The sequence below is a fragment of the Pantoea sp. UBA5923 genome, from assembly GCF_002431095.1.
Classification (GTDB): Bacteria; Pseudomonadota; Gammaproteobacteria; order Enterobacterales; family Enterobacteriaceae; genus Pantoea; species Pantoea piersonii.
Genome location: NZ_DJDN01000021.1, coordinates 1 through 19,154 on the forward strand (window position 1 = coordinate 1; position 19,154 = coordinate 19,154).

Here is a 19,154-nt window from a genome sequence, read left to right on the forward strand (position 1 = left end):
GTCCTGCATCGCCGCCGCGAAGATTTCCGACGCCGAGGCGCTGAAGCGGTCCACCAGCACCACCAGCGGGCCTTTGTAGTAGACGACGCCGTCGTTGTCGCTGTCCTCGCGGACGCGGCCATTATTGTCGCGCACCTGCACCACCGGACCGCTCGGAATAAACAGGCCGGAAAGCGATACCGCTTCGGTCAGGGCGCCGCCGCCGTTAGTCCGCAGATCGATTACAACGCTGTCGACGTTCTGCTTCTGCAGCTTTTGCAGCTGAACTTTCACATCATCGGTCAGACCGACGTAGAAGCCCGGAATATCCAGTACGCCGACTTTCTGTTTGCCGACGTTATGCACGCTCATTTTCACCGCGCGGTCTTCAAGGCGGATCTTCTCACGCGTCAGGGAGACAGTACGGGTTTTGGTGCCCTTGCCCGCAGGCAGGATCTCAAGGCGCACTTTGCTGCCCTTCGGCCCCTTGATTTTGGCTACCACGTCATCAAGACGCCAGCCGATCACATCTTCCATCGGCTTGCCAGGCTGACCGACACCAACAATGCGATCGCCGACGCTGATCGATTTGCTCTTCGCCGCCGGTCCGCCCGCGACCATAGAGTTGATCACCGTGTAGTCGTCATCCATTTGCAGCACTGCGCCGATACCTTCCAGCGACAGGCTCATTTCGGTGTTGAACTGTTCGGTATTGCGCGGTGACAGATAGCTGGTGTGTGGATCGATTTCATGCGCAAACGCGTTCATTGCCAGCTGGAAGACATCTTCGCTGTTGCTCTGCGCCAGGCGGCGAATAGCAAAGTTGTAGCGCTTGGTCAGCACATCGCGAATTTCTTTGTCATCTTTACCGGTCAGCTTCAGGCTGAGCTGGTCATATTTGACCTTGGCGTCCCATAACGCGTTCAGCTCGGCCTGATCTTTCGGCCAGGGCGCTTTGGCGCGGTCGATATCAATGGTGTCGTTGCCGCTAAAATTCATCGGACGATTCAGCACGTCAAGCGCGTACTGGTAGCGCTCGAAACGGCGTTTCTGCGCCAGATTGTAGAGATCGTAAAATACGTCCAGCTTGCCGCTGCGCAGCTCGTCGCCAATCGTGCTTTTTTTATCGGCAAACTGCGCCACATCTGATGCCAGCAACACGTTGTGGTTGTAGTCGAGCATATTCAGATAGCGATCGAAAATCTTCGCCGAAAAGGCCTGATCGAGATCGAACTGGCGGTAGTGAGAGCGGGTAAAGCGGGAGGTCACACGTTCGCTGACGGTGGGGTCCTGCGGATCTTCATGAAGCTGCGGGATCTGATCGGCGCGGGTAATATTCTCTGCGCCAAATGAAGGGCCTGCCAGTAGCAGGCCCGCAATCATACCGATTTTTAACAGGGTGTTCATGCCGGGGTCAGCCTCCGTTTCAGAACTGCAAGTGTTCTGCGCGCACAATCATTGCCATGCCGGAAGCGAGCTGTACCCGAACGCCGTCTTTTGACACTTCAAGAACGGTAGCGTCCATCGCACTTTTGCCTGCTTTGACTTTAATATTCTGGCCTGGTTGCAAAGTTGAGGTATCGGTGATGGGTTTAGCCTGCGCCGCCGGGCGCGGAGCCGGTTTGCGATCCTGAGCGGCAGGACGCGGCGACTGAGGACGCGCTTTGCGCGGCGCATCGCCGTCGGCTGGCTTGCGTGCGGCGGGACGACGTGGACGACGCGGTTCAGCGCCCTCTTCGCCTGCGGCTTCGCGTTTCGCGGCCTTCTGCTGCTCGCGCTGCGCCTGAACGCGCGCTTTCGCCTCTTCCAGCTGCTGACGCGCATGCTGCACGTGCTGCTCGTCCAGCACGCCGCAGGCGTTGCCGTCGAGGTCGACGCGCGTCGCGCCAGCTTTGATGCCGTAAAGGTAACGCCAGCTGGAAGTATAGAGACGCAGCGCTGAACGCAGCTGGGTCTTGCTCAGACTCATTTCGCCCTGAACGCGCTCTACCAGATCCTGAAAGATGCCGATTTTGAGCGGACGCGCTTCACCTTCAGCGCTAAAGCAGTTTGGAAAACGTTCCGCCAGAAAGGCGATCACTTCTTTACTGCTATTCAACTTAGGTTGATTTTCCATGAAATTTCCTGATTACAACGGATTTGCCGACCAGAGCAGGCATGAACAGGCGACATTATAATGACAACATTGCCAAATGCCATGCGATCCAGTCGATTAGCTGCGCGTCAGCTGCAAAAATTTTTCGATCTCGCTGTGCGCGAGCACGTCGCAAAGCCCATCAGTCAGTGCAACCAGCCCTGTCTCATCCTCGCTGTCAAAGCGATTGAACACCGTACTGTCGATATCCAGAACGCCTACCAGCGTGCCGTTTACTTTCAGAGGAATCACGATCTCGGCATTGCTGGCGGCATCGCAGGCAATATGGCCGGGAAAAGCGTGCACATCGTCGACGCGCTGCACTTTATCCTGCGCTATTGCCGTACCGCACACGCCCTTGCCTACCGGAATGCGCACGCAGGCGATTTTGCCCTGGAAAGGCCCCAGCACCAGCGTATCGGCTTCAGTCAGCAGGTAGAAGCCCGCCCAGTTAACGCCGTCGAGGCGTTCATACAGCAGCGCGCTGAAATTGCCCAGCGCGGCGAGAAACGAGGTCTCGCCCGCGAGCAAAGCGCGCATATCGCGATTCAAATCGGCGTAAAAGGCAGTTTTGTTCATTGTTTAACCATTAACATTAACAACAGAGCGGCTTTTATTAACCGCCCGTTAAAATAAGCACTAAATATCCACCGCCACAAGGTGAATCATCGCGTTAGTTGCTATAACCTTAGATTTTTGTGGATCGAAACGTGGGCCCTTTGCGGGCGTGCCTGAAACGTGAAAACGTTTTTTTGCCCCACGACCGCATCCGGTCACAGCGACAAATATCCGGGCGAAAACTGCATCACCCTATGAAAATTCACGCTATCAGCCAGCCATTGCCCCACGCACGTTATCAGCGTTGTCCGCAATGCGATACCCTTTTTTCCTTACCGGATGTGAAATCGCACCAGTCTGCCTATTGTCCACGCTGCCATGCACAAATTATCAGCGGGCGTGACTGGTCGATGACGCGGCTGACTGTTATGGCCGCGATGATTCTGGTGCTGATGCCCTTCGCCTTTACCCTGCCGCTGGTGGATATTCGCCTGCTCGGCATGCGCATTAACGCCAGCCTGCTGGGCGGGGTGATCCAGATGGCGGAACAGGGCAATGCGCTTACCGCCTCGATGGTGGCGTTCTGCACCATCGGCGCGCCCGCCGCGCTCGTCGTTGGCATCGGCTATCTCAGTATCGGCCATCGGCTGGGGATGAATCTGCGGCCGGTATTGCTGATGCTGGAAAAGGTTAAAGAGTGGGTAATGCTCGACATCTATCTGGTGGGCATTGCGGTGGCGTCGATCAAGGTGCAGGATTACGCCTCGCTGGAGGTCGGCTATGGGCTGGCCGCCTATCTGACGTTAACGGCGCTGAGCCTGCTCACCTTGATCCACCTTAACGTTGAGCAGCTCTGGGAACATTTTTATCCGCAGAAGCAGTATGGGTTTGCCCGCGACAAGTTACAGGTGTGCCTGAACTGCCATAATACTGGCGAGCCGGACGCGCGCGGCCGCTGCCCGCGCTGCCATACGCCGCTTGATTTCCGGCGTCGCCACAGCCTGCAAAAATCCTGGGCGGCGCTTATCGCCTCTGTGGTATTGCTTATTCCCGCCAATCTGTTGCCGATTTCCGTGGTCTACCTGAATGGTTCGCGACGCGAGGATACGATTTTTTCCGGCATCCTCGGCCTGGCGTCCGGCAATATTCCAGTGGCGGCGGTGGTGTTTATCGCCAGTATCCTGGTGCCCTTTACCAAGGTGCTGGTCATGCTGACGCTGCTGTTAAGCATTCACTTCCGCTGCGAGCAGGGGCTAAAAACCCGTATTCGCCTGCTGCGGGTCGTTACCTGGGTTGGCCGCTGGTCAATGCTGGATCTCTTTGTGATTTCATTAACCATGTCGCTGGTCAATCGCGATCAGCTGCTGGCTTTTACCATGGGACCTGCTGCGTTTTACTTCGGCGCGGCGGTGATCCTGACCATTATGGCCGTTGAGTGGCTCGACAGCCGCCTGCTTTGGGATGCACATGCAACAGGAAACGCCGACTACACCGACTAACGCGACGCTGCGCAGCAAACGTAAGGTTTCTCCATTCTGGCTTTTGCCGATTGTAGCGATGCTGATCGCCGGCTGGCTGCTCTGGACTAACTATGAAGAGCGCGGCACGGTGATCACCATTAACTTCCAGTCGGCGGACGGCATCGTGCCGGGACGCACACCGATTCGCTATCAGGGCGTGGAGGTCGGCACCGTACAGGGCATCAATCTGAGCGATGACTACCGCACTATCCAGATTAAAGCGAGCATCAAAAGCGATATGAAAGAGGCGCTGCGCGAGAACACTCAGTTCTGGCTGGTGACGCCAAAAGCCTCGCTGGCGGGCGTATCGGGTCTCGATGCGCTGGTGGGCGGCAACTATATCGGCATGATGCCGGGCAGCGGCAAACCGCGCGATAACTTTATCGCGCAGGATACCCAGCCCAGATACCGCGTTAATACCGGCGAGCTGCTGATCCATCTGCACGCGCCGGATCTCGGCGCGCTTAACTCCGGCTCGCTGGTTTACTACCGCAAAATCCCGGTCGGCCGCGTTTATGACTACAGCATTAACAGCAAAACGGACGGCGTTTTCATTGATGTGCTGATTGAGCGCCGCTTTAAAAATCTGGTTAAAACCAATAGCCGCTTCTGGAATGTTTCCGGTCTGAACGCTGACGTCAGCCTGAGCGGCGCGAAGGTCGAGCTGGAGAGCCTGGCGGCGCTGGTCAACGGTGCCATCGCCTTTGACTCGCCTGACGATTCGCCGCAGGCGAAAATGGACCAGAACTACCGGCTCTATCCCGATCTGGCGCGCAGCCAGCGCGGCGTGATCGTGACGCTCGATCTGCCCGACGGTAATAACCTGAAAGCGGGCCGGACGCCGCTGGTCTATCAGGGCCTGGAGGTGGGCAGCCTGACGAAACTGAATCTGCTGAGCGGCGGCAAAGTCACGGGAGAGCTGACGCTCGATCCCTCCGTCGTCAATCTGATGCGCAGCGGCACGCGCATTGAGATGCGCAGCCCGAAAGTGAGCCTGACCGATACTAATCTCAGCAGCCTGCTGACCGGCAATACGCTTGAGCTGGTGCCGGGCGACGGCGAGCCGCAAAGCCACTTTACCGTGTTGCCCGCCAACGAGTCGCTGTTGCAGAAGCCCGACGTGCTGACGGTGAAACTCAGCGCGCCGGAAAGTTATGGCATCGATGCCGGTCAGCCGGTCATGCTACACGGTATGAAGATCGGCCAGGTCATTTCACGCGAGCTGAATGAGAAAGGCATTCTGTTTGTCGCGGCGATTGAGCCGGCCTATCGCAACCTGGTGCATGGCGACAGCAAATTTATTGTTAACAGTCGCCTTGACGTGAAGTTTGGCCTCGACGGCATGAAAGTGCTGGGTGCCAGCGCGCGCGAATGGGTTGACGGCGGCATCCGTCTGGAGCCGGGCAATCAGGGCGCGGTTAAACCCGCTTACCCGCTGTTTGCCGACGCCGAAAAAGCGGAGGAAGGCATTACCGGCGATCGCCCTTCCACTACCCTGACGCTGACCGCCAACAGCCTGCCGGACGTGCAGGCCGGCTCGGTGGTGCTATACCGCAAATATGAGGTCGGTGAAATCGTGGACGTCACGCCGCGCTCCAGCGCCTTCGATATCGCCGTCCATATCAAACCGGAATATCGCAAGCTGTTGACCAGCGAGAGCGTGTTCTGGGCGGAAGGCGGCGCGCGCGTGCAGCTTAACGGCAGCGGCCTGACGGTGCAGGCATCGCCGCTTAACCGCGCGCTGCGCGGCGCCATCAGCTTCGACAATATGAGCGGCGCGGCAAATGCCAAAGGCAGCAAGCGCACGCTCTATCCTTCCGAGACGGCGGCGCGCGCGGTCGGTAGCCAGATTACTCTGCATACTTACGACGCCAGCAAGCTGTCGCAAGGGATGCCGATTCGCTACCTGGGCATTAATATCGGCCAGGTGGAGTCGCTCTCCCTGAGTCAGGATAATAATCAGGTGGTAGCGAAAGCGGTGCTCTACCCAGAGTATGTGCAGGACTTCGCGCGTAACGGCAGTCACTTCTCGGTGGTGTCGCCGGAGATTTCACCAGCTGGCGTTAATCATCTGGAGACGCTGCTGCAGCCTTACGTCAATGTCGACCCAGGCAAAGGGGGGCCGGCGCGTGTTTTCGAACTGCAGGAGAGCACCATTACCGATTCACGCTACCTGAACGGACTGACAATCTATGTCGATGCCGCCGAAGCGGGCTCGCTCTCTATCGGTACGCCGGTGCTGTTCCGCGGCGTCGAGGTCGGCACCGTAACCGGCACTTCGCTGGGCAATATGGCGGACAGGGTGCAGATTGCGCTGCGCATCAGCAAAAAGTATCAACATCTGGTGCGCAACAACTCCGTGTTCTGGCTGGCGTCAGGCTATAACCTCGACTTCGGCCTGATTGGCGGCGTGGTGAAAACCGGCACCTTCCAGCAGTTTATTCGCGGCGGCATTCAGTTCGCCACGCCGCCGACGGTACCGCTGGCGCCGCAGGCGGGCGCGGACAAGCACTTCCTGCTGCAGGATGAAGCGCCGAAAAACTGGCGCAGCTGGGGAACGGCTATTCCCGATCCGCGACAGTAAGCTGGTCGGCAACGCCTGTTGGTGCGGTGCGAGCGAGGGTTCAAGCCCCGCTCGCAAAGACGGCACTGACTGCCAGCTCGTCCCGCGCAGACAGGCACAATATGCTTCTGCGATGTTCAAACCGCTCCCGGCATTTTCTCCTGCCGCGGAGCGCCTGGTTTTTTGTCCCCTGCTGTCTGACTACCGGGCCGCGGCCTGGAGCGACTTCACCCTTTTCGTGCTACACTGCCGCCCCTGTTTTTGACCTCAACGTTTCAACTGGAACCTGCCCGTGGCCGATCTTTTCCCTTCTGACTTTCTTGACCTGATGCGCGCCGCGCTGCCCGATGACGCCGAGCTGCAACGCTTTATCGCCATCAGCCAGCAACCGCTGCGCCGCACTATCCGCGTCAACACGCTCAAAATCAGCGTAGCGGATTTTCTCGCCCAGACGGCTGACTATGGCTGGCGGCTGACGCCGGTGCCCTGGTGCGCGGAGGGCTTCTGGATTGAGCGCGACGATGAGAGTCTGCCGCTGGGCAGCGTGGCGGAGCACCTGAGCGGGCTGTTTTATATTCAGGAAGCAAGCTCTATGCTGCCGGTCAGTGCGCTGTTCGACGCCGCGCCCGATGCGCAAAGGGTGATGGATATGGCGGCCGCGCCAGGCTCGAAAACCACGCAGATAGCGGCGCGCATGGGCAACCGCGGCGCCATTCTCGCCAACGAATTTTCGGCGAGCCGCGTTAAGGTGCTGCACGCTAATATCAGCCGCTGCGGCGTCAGCAATGTCGCCCTGACCCATTTTGACGCTCGCGTCTTTGGCCCCGCCTTGCCGGAGCAGTTCGACGCTGTGCTGCTGGACGCGCCCTGCTCGGGCGAAGGGGTGATCCGTAAAGACGCCGACGCGCTGAAAAACTGGTCGCTGAGCAGCACCGAGACGATTGCCGCCACCCAGCGCGATCTGCTCGAAAGCGCCTTCCATGCGCTTAAACCGGGCGGTATCCTGGTCTATTCCACCTGCACGCTCAATCAGATAGAAAACCAGCAGGTGATCGCCTGGCTGCTGGCGCGCTATCCGCAGGCGGTAGAGGTCGTTCCGCTCGACGCGCTCTTCGCCGACGCCGCGCAGGCTCTAACGCCGGAAGGCTTTTTGCACGTGTTTCCGCAGCTGTTCGACAGCGAAGGCTTTTTCGTCGCGCGACTGCGTAAGACTGCCTCAGTGCCGCCGCTGCCGCAGCCCGGCTACAAGCTGGGCAAGCTGCCCTTTACGCCAGTGAATAAAAAGATGGCGGCAGAGGTCGCTAACGCGGCGGCGGCGGTCGGCCTGCAATGGGGCGACGAACTGACGCTGTGGCAGCGCGATAAAGAGCTGTGGCTGTTTCCAGAGGCGATTACGCCGCTGCTTAGCAGCGTTCGCTTCTCCCGTATCGGCCTGAAGCTGGCAGAAACCTTTGCCAAAGGCTACCGCTGGCAGCATGAAGCGGTTATCGCGCTGGCGCAGTTGGATGTGCAAAGGACATTCGAGCTGACTGCCGACGAGGCGCTGGAGTGGTATCGCGGGCGGGATATCTTCCCCGATACGCCGCCACAGCGTGATGAAATGATTGTGACTTACCAGCAGCAGCCGCTCGGCCTGGCGAAACGCGTCGGCAGCCGAATTAAAAACAGCTACCCGCGCGAGCTGGTGCGCGACGGCCGCCTGTTCCGCTGAGCCTTACTGCAGCTGCACCAGCGTCAGGCGGTTGCCGAACACCGCGCCGGTATCGATATAGTGCAGGTTGCCCGACTCCAGCGGACGCTGTAGCGGCGTATGGCCAAAATAGAACTCATCCGCGCCGCCTATTTTCCCCGCCTCGCCCGCCTGTAGGCGGGTGATGCGCTCACGATTCCACACCACCTTATGCCAGTCTAACGGCTGTTCCCAGGCGTAACGCTCAGCCGGATAGTCCGCATGCGCGACGATCACGATGCGATCCGCCAGCTGGAGATGCAGGATCAGCGGCAGAGTATTTAGCCGTTTTAGCGCATGGCGCGCCGCAATCAGCTTCGCTCCCTTTAGCTGATAAAACCAGTCGCCGCCGTTCATCATCCAGTTCAGCCTGTCGTGACACTGTAACGCTTCAATGGCCATCTCTTCATGATTTCCACGCACGCAGCGGAACCACGGCTGCTCTAATAACTCTAAACAGCCGGGACTGTCTGGCCCGCGATCGATGATATCGCCGACGGAAATCAGCAGGTCGCTCTGCTTGTCAAAGCCCTTTTCCAGCAGCAAAGCGTCAAGCTGACTGCGGCAGCCGTGAAGGTCGCCTACAACCCATATCTTTTGCCAGTTTTCACCGTTGAGATACTGGTAGTGCATTTGGATCCCGCTTGTTAACCAGAGGTTTATTAAGTGCGGGTTAAAGTATAGACGGTCACATCTTCAGGGAGGCGTGATGAATAGCCGGAAACAATTTCTTAGCGTGTTAGTGCTGATCTTCGTCGGTAGTCTGCTCCTGCTGGAATCACTGGCGCGTCTCGTGCATCTGCTCTTTGTCGGGTGATTAGCCCGCGATGCGATGCTCGCTCTCTTCTACTCAGATTTTCCGTATTTTTTGCGCATAAAAGCGCCAGAGCGTGCCGATTACTGTTCAGATATCAGGATGTTTCTGACAGACGAAACTGCGTTAGTGTGAGATCTCAGCCCGTCCACAATGTGGAGCAGATACACACAGCAAAGGAGGGATGGCTGATTACCTCCGTCAGGAGAATAAGAATGGTCGCTGAAACGCTTGATAACGTAAGTTTTAACCTTGATTCTCTCGAAAACGCCGCATTAGAAATCTGTAAAACTAAAGGGATGCTGGGCATGCTGTTAGCGTCGGTCTCTGCTGACATTCAGCAATCCTATTTCCAGCTGTTACGCGAGTCCGGTTTCGATGACGAACTGGTCTGGCTGCAACAGGTGCTTGATACCAAATAAGTGCTTCTGTTGACCCCGGCGCCCGCCGGGGTTTTTCATTTATGCGCCGCTGCGGGTTAAATTCATCGCTTTGCTCAATCACGAAAAAAATATTTTTTTGGACTCTGATTCAGGCTGGTACGGAGGGCGTTGCGCAGGTTAAGGCGATACTTTATTGTCACGCGAGAAAAGAGCGGTAAGCAAAAAGAAGGGAGACTGGATAAGGTGACGTCCCTGTCAGGCCAAATATCGCACCGCACACAACTTTATTACGGTTCGCTACTGGATATATCGCGCTGAAATCAATCAGTGGCGCGCGCCCTTCCCTGGGCACGTTGCGATTAAGGTTTTAATGCAGGCGGTACGGTACCGGAGAGTTCCTGTTCGCTTTGCGCGCCGGACCCCGGACGAGCATGCCCCAGCAGCGGCTCGTCGCCCAGCAGCTCAGGCTTCTCTTTCGCCGTGAACTGACCTTTACCGTCAAATGAGGGACCTTCGCTCCAGCGACCTTTCGGCAGCGGCTTGTCCAGCGACGTATTGAGCGCGTAATAGGCGTGCTCATGCGCCTCTTCAGACTGCGGGAAGCTGTTCGGGATAGGCAGAGAGGCGCTTAAGCCGCCCTGATCTTCAATTACCGCCAGCCACTGCTGCTGGTGCATAGTGTCGCGTGCAATCAGGAAAGAGAGGAAATCTTTCATACCGGTATCTTCGGTCAGATTGTACAGGCGGGTCGCCAGCACGCGGCCTGTCGCTTCCGCGGCGACGTTAGAAAGCATATCGGCCGCCACGTTGCCTGAAGCATAGATATGACTCATATCGAAAGGCACGCCGTTGGCGTTGACCGGCAGCGCCGCCAGACCCGATGAAAGGATATGACGCGGGTTCATGCCACCCAGAACCGCGTTGACAACCGGATCTTTCGCCGACGCTTCCTGATAGGAGAGCGGTGCGCCTTCCAGGTTCAGCGCGACGGCGTGCGCCAGCATTTCGATATGCGCCAGCTCTTCAGTCGCGGTAGAGATCAGCAGATCGCGAATACGCGCGTCGCCACGGGCGCCCATGGCCTGGAAGAAGTACTGCATCGCCACACGGATTTCCCCTTCCACTCCGCCAATCGCCTGTTGCAGCAGCATAGCGAATTCCGGGTCTGGTTTATCGACGCGAACGGGATATTGAAGTTTTGAAGAATGGTGAAACATATTTATCTCCTGGCTTTTTTCAAGAATAAGCCAGACAAGCCTGGAAGAAGTTTCAGAAAAATGAAAGCGCGACCGTAACTTTTCGGACAAAATATAAGCGGCAGTTACCCCCATCATATCAAAAGTATTAACCACTTAGCGCCAAAAAAAACTTAAGGGCTATTTCTCGCCTGCTGTAGCCCGTGGCAAATAAGCATAATGTTTATAAGGTCAACCCAGATTTTATCAGCACCATTTTTTAACGTAGCGCTGACAGAATCGCTTCTTTCTGCGACTTGCATAATCAGCAATCTTTTTTAGGCTTAATCAGTGGCTACAAGAAGATAAGGAGGAAATATGAAAGCTGAATATAAGCAGTGTCTGGAAGCTTGTTATGCCTGCGCAGCTGCCTGTGATAATTGCGCGGCATCTTGTCTGCGTGAAGAAAATATTGAAATGATGCGGGGCTGCATTCGGCTTGATATGCAGTGCGCGGCGATTTGCCGCCTGGCCGCTCAGTTTATTGCACAGCAGAGTGATTCAGCCGTTGCGCTCTGTCTGCTCTGCGCGGAAATTTGCCAGCAGTGCGCAAACGAATGTGGTCAGCATCAGCACGATCACTGTCAGCACTGCGCGCAGGCCTGCCAGCGTTGCGCGACGGCCTGTCGGGAAATGGCCGCCTAGCGGGATGCGGCATCTGCGTCATTAAAGAAGGCGCATAAGCCAGCCCGCCAGGCGGGCTGGAAGCAGGCTAAAGCTTATCTTCTTCCTGAGGTTCAGAGCCAGTCAGGTGAGAGACGCCGCTGATATGAGCCAGCCCATCCTGGTCGATTTCGTTATCTGCTTTATCGACCGCTCTGGATATGGTCAGCAACTCCTGGAATTCATGCAGCAGAATGGCGGCATCTGACTTCAGCATTTCATCAGAGTCAGCCGATTCGATCACCGTATTGATCGCCTTGTTGGCGCTATCAATCATCTCAGTTACGCCGCCCTGCCTGCTGACGGCTAATACCAGCGCGCTTATCAACAGCGACTGCGCTTCGACGCGCGCGGTGAGCTGTTTAGTCTCCGCATCGATTTTTGATATTTTAGCGAGCATGCTCAGCACAACATTTTTCATAACGGCCTCCCTGTAAAACAGGGATCTTACCTTGCTGCCTGTCTCCAGCAAGATGAAAAGTCTTAAATAGTCGCTTTGCCTGTTACTGCTTCAGCATGAATTTTTAGAGAGCGCGCTTAAGATGCTGCCATAGCGCATAAAAAAACCCCGACATTAAATGCCGGGGTTGGTGGCTTAAACAGATTCTAAACTACTCTGTTTATTAAGACTTGCGTCCGCCGCTATGGCTATTCTGGCCACCTTTTTTACCTGCTTCTGAAGCTTTTTCACGGTCGTTGGCGAAATTACCGCCGCTGTTCTGACCGCCTTTCTTACCTGCTTCTGAAGCTTTTTCAGGGTTCTCTGCGAAATTACCTGAACCACCACGATGCTCGGCCATAATATCCTCCTGGACATATTGTCATTCAGTAAATGGCAACCGGCATAAATCTGTTACGCCAGCCGTATTTCGTGTTGCATGATTAATACTAGACGACGCGCCCATATCTGCAAGTCTGCTGCAGGATATAAAACCCAGTTATTTGTTAGCGAAGCGATAATTTAAAAACCTCATTCACAGCGAAGCGCAGGTTAATAAGTTTATCTTCAGACACTTACCTGAAATAGAGTAATAAGCTTAACCAGCGCGCTGTTAATATATTTTTACCAACCTCAAAGAAATAACATAAAAATAAAGGCGGCTAAGCCGGGGAATTATATTCGTCTCCCGTTGCAGGGCGTCGCTGTCGCTGAAGAACGATGATTTTTGACGGAAGACCACGCGCTTGCGCACCAGGCGGCAAAGGTTAAGGGATAGCGGGATGATGTGATACCTGCATCTACCTTTAGAGATGTTCGCTGATTCGGGAAAAGAGAGGAGTGGCCGGGACAGAGGAGGCTATATGCAAGCGTGAGATAGCAGGATGCACTCTCTAAATTCATGACGCAAAAAAAGACCGAACACGATTCCTGTATTCGGTCCAGGGAAATGGCTCTTTAAGAGCCGTGCGCTAAAAGTTGGCATTAATGCAGGCGATTTCGCCTTGCCAGTTAAGATTAGACCACGCTTTTGGAAATGCCAGCGAACAGCCGGGCAGAGGAGATCCGCAGGATCAGAGTGTGATCCTGGCGGCAGAATCATTGAAAGAAGGCGCGAAAGAGCATCGCGCCCTGGTCAGGATTATTTATCGCACAGCGCCTGTGTACGCTCGATAATCGGCTGCAGGCTCATCATCTGGCCTGGATGCGCTTTGTCTTCCGCCTGGATTACAGAGATGGGCTGCGCCTTAACCTGGCCTGCCTGCACGCGGGCTTCGGCTTTATCGTTGAGCGGATACTGCATCAGCGTGCTGGGGTTGATGGCAAACAGCGAACCATCTTTTTCGCAGGTCAGCATCACCTCTTCACGGCTAAAGGGCCAGGCCGCCTTACCTACCTCAAAACGGCTGACGGTAATAATCTCCGCCGCCAGCGCCTGGCCACCGAGAGACAATAACAGCACTGCGGGGATCACTTTCTTCAGCAAAATAGCCTACCTTTTTACTCAGTCAAAACGGGTCAGACTCAGGCTGGCGACAGCGTGGCGAAGACGCTGACCAGGCCAACCACTGCGCATGCCAGCAGCAGTTCAAGCTGCGTCATGCGAATAAATATATGTTGCGCGCCCTTCCCCGCGCGGCGAAAACGCGGCACCAGCACGTAACGGTTGAGCAGCGCAATAGCGACCATAAGAGCCACCAGCGTCACCTTAACAACTAACAGTTCGCTGTAAAGCCCGGCGTGCCACTGACGAGGCCAGCCGACGATCAGCCGCGTATTCACCACGCCGGTGAGCAGTGTCGCAGCGACCGCCAGATGTCCGTAACGCGAAAAGCGCATCATGGTGCGAATAGCGTCGCTGCGCTTATCAATCTGCCGCGCCTCGCGCATCAGAATAAGCAGCGGCAACAGGCCGCCTGCCCAGAAGGCGGCGCCGATGAGATGCAGCGCATGATTACTCTGCTGCAGCGCGCCCAGAGCGCCTTCGCGCATCGCCGCATGTCCGGTCAGCGCCATACAGGCCAGCTGCAACAGCGCGCCGACCAGCCACGCCTGCTGCCGTCGTTCATTACGCAGCAGGCTCGCCAGCAGCGTTGCCGCGGCCAGCGCTATCTCCCACTGCCAGACCGCGCCAAAGCGCGTGCTCAGCACCGCGCGCCAGATCAGAGCATCGCTCAGATTGCGCCAGTCGCCGCTGATCAACGCCAGCTGGGTTGCCAGCATCAGCAGCCCACTGAACAGCACCAGCCAGACGCACCCGCGCATTATGGCGTCGAGCCGCTGCGCCAGCGCGTGACGATAGCGTACCGGCGCTAACAGCGCGGTGTAAAACGCGCTGCCCGCCAGCAGCATCACGGCGGCGAAATGCAGCGCACGCAGCAGGATCCACAGCAAAGTCACTAATTACTTCACGCTAAAGCGGTAGCTGCCCTGGGTTTTATGCCCGTCAACCGACAGTACATGCCAGTTAACCTGGTAATCGCCCGCGGCCAGCGGTGCCTTCAGCGGAACGATCAGGCGATTGTGCTGCTTCGCATCCAGCTGCGCCTTTTCGCTGGCGATCGTTTTTTTACCGGCATCCAGCAGCGTCACGCCGCTAAAAGCGGGTTCCACATCTTCGGTAAAGCTGAGGGTCAACTCCTGCGGCGCGGCGGCGACTACGGCGTTATCGGCCGGTTGGGATGATTTCAGGTGAGCATGCGCCAGCACCGACTGGCTGAACAACAACAGCGAGACGGCAGCGCCTGTTAAGAGGGTTCTTTTCTGCATGGGATCATCCTTTTAGCCATCGCATCAGCGGCAAACGTGGGCAAGGATACGCCGTGGCTTTTAAGGTGTCGAGGGCCAGCGATGCTATCCTTTGCCCTTGATTCAGAGCGGGATAAGCATTATTTTTGCCCCCTGTCTTCAGGAGATCACCATGAGTCAAAACCTCGCCCTGCTTTCTCAGGAAGAGAAAGATAAAGTCAATGTTGAACTGGCCGCAGCGGGCGTGGCGTTCAAAGAGCGCTACAACATGCCGGTAGTGGCTGAAATAGTTGAAAACGAGCAGCCTGCGGCGCTTCGTGACTGGTTTCGCCAGAGACTGATGCACTATCGCCAGGCGTCGCTGAACTTTTCGCGCCTGCCCTACGAACCCAAACTGAAGTAATTCATGCTACGCGTAATTGATACCGAAACCTGCGGTCTACAGGGCGGCGTGGTGGAAGTGGCGTCGGTCGACGTGATTGACGGCCAGATCGTCAACCCGATGAGCGATCTGATCCTGCCTGACCGCCCAATCAGCCGTCAGGCGATGGCCGTCCACCGCATCACCGAAGCAATGGTGGTTGGCAAACCCACCATCGAAGAGGCGATTGGCCGCTATCACGGCAGCGCTTTCTATGTCGCGCATAACGCCAGCTTCGATCGCCGTATGCTGCCGGAGATGCACGGTGACTGGATCTGCACCATGATGCTGTCGCGCCAGCTGTGGCCTGGCATTAAGTACGGCAATCAGACGCTGCGCCACAGCCTGAAGCTGGAGGTATCGCCGCCCGCCGATCTACATGCCCACCGCGCGCTTTACGACTGTTACGTTACCGCCGCGCTGTTGATCCGCATTATGGAGACCTCCGGCTGGGATGCGTCGCAGATGGCGCAGCGCTGTCAGCCCGCCAGCGTGGCGGGCGACGTGCTGCCCTTTGGCAAGTATCGTGGTCAAAGCGTGGCCGCTATTGCGCGCAAAGATCCGCGCTATCTGCGCTGGGTGCTGGAGAACGTGCGCGATTTGCGCCCGCCGCTGCGGCAGGCGCTGCGTCGATACCTGAGCGACGATCAGTAATCGCGCTGCGGCGGCAGGCTGCCCTGCGCCAGCGCGATCAGGAAAGTCAGCTCCAGCGCAATTCCCTCATAGGATTTATAACGTCCCGACTTGCCGCCGTGACCGGCATCCATATCCGTACAGAGCATCAGCAGATTATTGTCGGTCTTCAGCGCGCGCAGTTTCGCCACCCATTTTGCCGGCTCCCAGTACTGCACCTGAGAATCATGCAGCCCGGTGGTCACCAGCATATGCGGGTAGGCTTTCGCCTCGACATTGTCGTAGGGGCTGTACTGGCGCATATAGCCGTAGTAATCGGCGTCGTTAGGGTTGCCCCACTCATCATATTCGCCGGTGGTCAGCGGGATCGACTCATCCAGCATCGTCGTGACCACATCGACAAAGGGCACCTGCGCCACCACGCCGTGAAAGAGTTCCGGTGCCATATTGATCACGGCGCCCATCAGCAGGCCACCCGCGCTGCCGCCCATGGCATAGAGCTGTTCAGGCTGGCCAAAGCCCTTTTTCACCAGCGCCTGCGTGACGTCGATAAAATCAGTGAAGCTGTTCATCTTATTGAACAGGCGACCGCCGTCATACCAGCGCTGTCCCAGCTCGCCGCCGCCGCGCACGTTGACCAGCGCATAGACAAAGCCGCGATCGAGCAGGCTAAGGCGGCTGACGCTGAAGTCCGCCTCCATATTGCTGCCGTAGGCACCGTAGCCATAGACCAGCATCGGGTTCTTGCCGGGCTGATAGTATTTACGGTGATAGACCAGCGACACCGGCACCTCGGTGCCGTCGCGCACCGTGATCCAGTGATGCTCGCTTTTGTAGTTGTCCGGATCGAAACTGCCGACCGCGCTCTGTTTGAGGATGCGCCGTTCGCCAGTGTCCATATCTAGCTCAAACAGCGTAGTCGGCGTGGTCATTGAGCCGTAGCCATAGCGCAGCTTGCTGGTTTCCGGCGAAGGATTAAACGCCAGCCAGGTGACATAGGTCGGGTCGTCAAAGGCGATGCCGGTCACTTCTCCGGTTTCCCAGTGCATCTGACGCAGGCTGGTAAGGCCGCGCTGACGCTCCTCCACCACCAGCCAGTCGCGGAACAGCTGGAAATCTTCCATCACGACATGATCGCGCGGCTTGATCAGGGTTTCCCAGCGCGACTCATCCAGCCAGCGCGTACGGTATAGCCCGAAATTTTCGCCGTCGCGGTTCGAGCGGATATAAAACTGATGCTGATAGTGATCCAGACTGTATTCATGATCTTTACGGCGCGGCAAAAACACCTGCGGCATGGCGTCCGGGAAACCGGCGTCGATCAGCTGGATCTCGCTGGTATTGGTGCTGAACAGCGCGATCAGAATGAAATGCTCGGACGTGGTTTTATGCACGCTGAGATGATAGGTATCATCCTTTTCTTCATAGACCAGCTGGTCGTCGCTTTGCGGCGTGCCAAGTTCATGTCGCCAGACCTGATAAGGCAGCAGCGTTTGCTCATGCTTGCGCACGTAGTAGAGCGTGCGCGAATCATTCGCCCAGGCGAAGCTGGACGAGGCGTTGTTTAATACTTCGGGATACCAGCTCCCTTTCTCAAGGCAGCGGAAACGGATGCCGTATTGCCGCCGGGAGAGAAAGTCTTCCGCCAGCGCCATCACCTTATTGTCAGGACTGATATTAAGCGAGCCCATAGTGTAGAACTCGCTGTGGGAGGCGCGCTGGTTGGCGTCCAGCAGCAGCGTCCACTCATCGGTCTCGGCGCTTTCGGCGGGTTGGCGATAATACGCGGCATACTCGTTGCCGCTCTCATAGCGACTCTGATAGCGATAGCCGTTGTGCACATAGGGAACCGAATGATCCTGCGGCGGCAGGCGATCGACAATCTCTTTTAAAATACGGTTCTGTAACGGCTGCTGGGTCGCCATAATCTGCTTGCCGTAGTTATTTTCGGCACGCAAATAGTCCAGCACCTCTTCATTTTCGCGCTTGTCGTCGCGCAGCCAGTAATAATCGTCCACGCGCGTATCGCCATGGAGCGTCATTTCATGAGGAATTTTTTTTGCGATGGGGGCCTGCATGCTCCGTCTCCCTGTTATTAATACTCTTTAAGGGTGGCATCAGGTGGCGGGGAAGCCAAATTTTTGTGCGTAACGCGTTGTTATTGCGGCCGCGCAAGGCGGCCGCAGGCGGCTTATTCCGCCGCAATCTGCGCTTTTTTCGTCTGCAAATCCTTTTCAATGCCGTCACGCACGTCCTGCGGAATCTTTAACGCGTCGCCCAGCGCGGTAAGATAGCTGCGCTCCATAAAGTGATCGATATCGATAGCGGCACAGCTGAGGAAATAGAGCTCCAGCGCTTCATCTTCATTTTTAACGTCGGCCGCCAGCCAGGCGGGATCGAGCGGTCGGTTAATGGCCTGCTGGATCAGCGTTTCCGCCGCCTGACCATAGCCCGATTCATGAATTGTGCGCTCTATGGCGGCGCGCTCACGATCGTCAATATGGCCGTCGCTTTTGGCAGCGAACACCAATGCCGTTACCAGCCGTTCAGCGCGCTGATCCGCCGGAGTCTGTAGCTCGCCGAAACCGGCTTCATGCTGGTGCGTATCGCGCACGCGCTGTTTATATTTGTTCCACAGCACCGCGCCTGCCGCCGCGCTCCCGCCGATAATCAGCGCTTTGCCGCCATACTCGGTCAACAGCTTGCGTGATTTTTTGCTGGCAATAAGCAAGCCTGCCAGGCCGCCCAGCGCGCCGGGCGCCAGCATCTCGTTTAATCCTCCGTTGCCGCCGCTGTGATCCTTCTTCGTCAGCAGCGACTGTAACTGTTGCAGCAGGTTGTTCATCTTTCTCTCCTTCGTAGCGACAAGGACTCTACTCTGCACCACCGGGCGTCAGTAAACGTCAAGGTGAGAAAAGAGAGGCAAAGCGCCAGAAGATGAGAACGCAAACGTTTTCGTTTATACTGCGCGCGCGTTTTGACTCACAGGTGAAATTATGACGACTCTTGGAACTGCGCTGCGTCCCGCTGCGACGCGTGTCATGCTGTTAGGCTCGGGTGAGCTGGGTAAAGAAGTTGCGCTGGAGTGCCAGCGACTGGGTGTGGAAGTGATCGCCGTAGACCGCTACGCCGATGCGCCCGCAATGCATGTGGCGCACCGCAGCCACGTAGTGAATATGCTGGACGGCGAGGCGCTGGCCGCGCTTATCGCGCAGGAAAAGCCCGACTATGTGGTGCCGGAAATCGAAGCGATCGCGACGGATAAGCTGATTGAGCTGGAGCAGCAGGGCCAGCGCGTGGTGCCTACCGCGCGCGCCGCACGCCTGACCATGAAC

Annotated in this window: 20 protein-coding genes; 8 read left to right on the forward strand and 12 right to left on the reverse strand. The window is 56.9% G+C overall.

Annotated features, from left to right (window positions below; all coding sequences use genetic code 11):
* The 3 genes from B3797_RS05520 to B3797_RS05530 form a co-directional block, all read right to left on the reverse strand.
* A partial coding sequence (locus B3797_RS05520) for a S41 family peptidase (protein ID WP_311790595.1) occupies positions 1-1,386 on the reverse strand: 1,386 nt, incomplete at its 3' end.
* A 19-nt stretch (positions 1,387-1,405) separates the two neighbouring features.
* Positions 1,406-2,095 carry an RNA chaperone ProQ gene (proQ, locus tag B3797_RS05525; protein ID WP_120453890.1) on the reverse strand — a complete coding sequence of 230 codons (690 nt, stop codon included), beginning with the start codon at positions 2,093-2,095 and terminating at the stop codon, positions 1,406-1,408.
* Positions 2,096-2,191: 96 nt separating this feature from the next.
* Positions 2,192-2,692 (reverse strand): GAF domain-containing protein, encoded by a 501-nt coding sequence (locus tag B3797_RS05530; RefSeq protein WP_120453888.1) that lies wholly within the window; start codon positions 2,690-2,692, stop codon positions 2,192-2,194.
* Between the two features lie 233 nt (positions 2,693-2,925).
* Here B3797_RS05530 and yebS point away from each other — a divergent pair, with 233 nt between their 5' ends.
* The 3 genes from yebS to rsmF all read left to right on the forward strand — a co-directional run bounded on the left by yebS (position 2,926) and on the right by rsmF (position 8,465).
* Complete coding sequence (gene yebS, locus B3797_RS05535) at positions 2,926-4,170, forward strand: membrane integrity lipid transport subunit YebS (protein WP_311782308.1); 1,245 nt, start codon at positions 2,926-2,928, stop codon at positions 4,168-4,170.
* On the forward strand, positions 4,139-6,775 hold the full coding sequence (locus B3797_RS05540; RefSeq protein WP_311782309.1) for a PqiB family protein: 2,637 nt from the start codon (positions 4,139-4,141) through the stop codon (positions 6,773-6,775). The genes yebS and B3797_RS05540 overlap by 32 nt, the downstream gene beginning before the upstream one ends.
* A gap of 265 nt (positions 6,776-7,040) precedes the next feature.
* Positions 7,041-8,465, forward strand: a complete 1,425-nt coding sequence (rsmF, locus tag B3797_RS05545) for a 16S rRNA (cytosine(1407)-C(5))-methyltransferase RsmF (RefSeq protein ID WP_311783003.1) — start codon at positions 7,041-7,043, stop codon at positions 8,463-8,465.
* Positions 8,466-8,468: 3 nt separating this feature from the next.
* Here the strand turns inward: rsmF and B3797_RS05550 are convergent, their stop codons facing one another.
* Positions 8,469-9,116: a metallophosphoesterase gene (locus B3797_RS05550; RefSeq protein ID WP_311782310.1), complete on the reverse strand. Its 648-nt coding sequence runs from the start codon at positions 9,114-9,116 to the stop codon at positions 8,469-8,471.
* Positions 9,117-9,512: 396 nt separating this feature from the next.
* Here B3797_RS05550 and B3797_RS05555 point away from each other — a divergent pair, with 396 nt between their 5' ends.
* Complete coding sequence (locus B3797_RS05555; RefSeq protein ID WP_120453877.1) at positions 9,513-9,719, forward strand: hypothetical protein; 207 nt, start codon at positions 9,513-9,515, stop codon at positions 9,717-9,719.
* A 320-nt stretch (positions 9,720-10,039) separates the two neighbouring features.
* Here B3797_RS05555 and B3797_RS05560 read toward each other — a convergent pair whose 3' ends face one another.
* On the reverse strand, positions 10,040-10,897 hold the full coding sequence (locus B3797_RS05560) for a manganese catalase family protein (protein WP_311782311.1): 858 nt from the start codon (positions 10,895-10,897) through the stop codon (positions 10,040-10,042).
* Between the two features lie 336 nt (positions 10,898-11,233).
* Here B3797_RS05560 and B3797_RS05565 point away from each other — a divergent pair, with 336 nt between their 5' ends.
* The gene (locus B3797_RS05565; RefSeq protein ID WP_311790596.1) at positions 11,234-11,560 is read left to right on the forward strand and encodes a four-helix bundle copper-binding protein; all 327 of its coding nucleotides are present in this window, start codon (positions 11,234-11,236) and stop codon (positions 11,558-11,560) included.
* A gap of 67 nt (positions 11,561-11,627) precedes the next feature.
* On the opposite strand, the gene iraP is transcribed toward B3797_RS05565, so the two are convergent.
* The 5 genes from iraP to copC all read right to left on the reverse strand — a co-directional run bounded on the left by iraP (position 11,628) and on the right by copC (position 14,786).
* Positions 11,628-11,999: an anti-adapter protein IraP gene (gene iraP, locus B3797_RS05570; RefSeq protein ID WP_311782313.1), complete on the reverse strand. Its 372-nt coding sequence runs from the start codon at positions 11,997-11,999 to the stop codon at positions 11,628-11,630.
* 202 nt (positions 12,000-12,201) lie between these two features.
* A complete protein-coding gene (locus tag B3797_RS05575; RefSeq protein WP_311782314.1) occupies positions 12,202-12,378 on the reverse strand; it encodes a general stress protein in 177 nt (58 codons plus the stop codon).
* A gap of 780 nt (positions 12,379-13,158) precedes the next feature.
* A complete protein-coding gene (locus B3797_RS05580; protein ID WP_311783004.1) occupies positions 13,159-13,506 on the reverse strand; it encodes a YebY family protein in 348 nt (115 codons plus the stop codon).
* Between the two features lie 35 nt (positions 13,507-13,541).
* Complete coding sequence (gene copD / locus B3797_RS05585) at positions 13,542-14,417, reverse strand: copper homeostasis membrane protein CopD (protein ID WP_311790597.1); 876 nt, start codon at positions 14,415-14,417, stop codon at positions 13,542-13,544.
* A gap of 3 nt (positions 14,418-14,420) precedes the next feature.
* The gene (copC, locus tag B3797_RS05590) at positions 14,421-14,786 is read right to left on the reverse strand and encodes a copper homeostasis periplasmic binding protein CopC (RefSeq protein WP_311790598.1); all 366 of its coding nucleotides are present in this window, start codon (positions 14,784-14,786) and stop codon (positions 14,421-14,423) included.
* A 151-nt stretch (positions 14,787-14,937) separates the two neighbouring features.
* Between copC and B3797_RS05595 the strand changes: the two genes are divergently transcribed.
* Both B3797_RS05595 and exoX read left to right on the forward strand, forming a co-directional pair.
* Positions 14,938-15,168 carry a DNA polymerase III subunit theta gene (locus B3797_RS05595; protein WP_311790599.1) on the forward strand — a complete coding sequence of 77 codons (231 nt, stop codon included), beginning with the start codon at positions 14,938-14,940 and terminating at the stop codon, positions 15,166-15,168.
* Between the two features lie 3 nt (positions 15,169-15,171).
* Positions 15,172-15,840 carry an exodeoxyribonuclease X gene (gene exoX / locus B3797_RS05600; RefSeq protein ID WP_311790600.1) on the forward strand — a complete coding sequence of 223 codons (669 nt, stop codon included), beginning with the start codon at positions 15,172-15,174 and terminating at the stop codon, positions 15,838-15,840.
* Here the strand turns inward: exoX and B3797_RS05605 are convergent.
* Positions 15,834-17,897 carry a prolyl oligopeptidase family serine peptidase gene (locus tag B3797_RS05605; protein ID WP_311790601.1) on the reverse strand — a complete coding sequence of 688 codons (2,064 nt, stop codon included), beginning with the start codon at positions 17,895-17,897 and terminating at the stop codon, positions 15,834-15,836. The two genes, exoX and B3797_RS05605, sit on opposite strands and share 7 nt — an antisense overlap.
* 113 nt (positions 17,898-18,010) lie before the next feature.
* Positions 18,011-18,664 (reverse strand): tellurite resistance TerB family protein, encoded by a 654-nt coding sequence (locus B3797_RS05610; RefSeq protein WP_311790602.1) that lies wholly within the window; start codon positions 18,662-18,664, stop codon positions 18,011-18,013.
* Between the two features lie 151 nt (positions 18,665-18,815).
* Between B3797_RS05610 and B3797_RS05615 the strand changes: the two genes are divergently transcribed.
* Positions 18,816-19,154, forward strand: a 339-nt coding sequence (locus tag B3797_RS05615) for an NAD-dependent epimerase/dehydratase family protein (RefSeq protein ID WP_311790603.1), incomplete at its 3' end; no start/stop codon positions are given.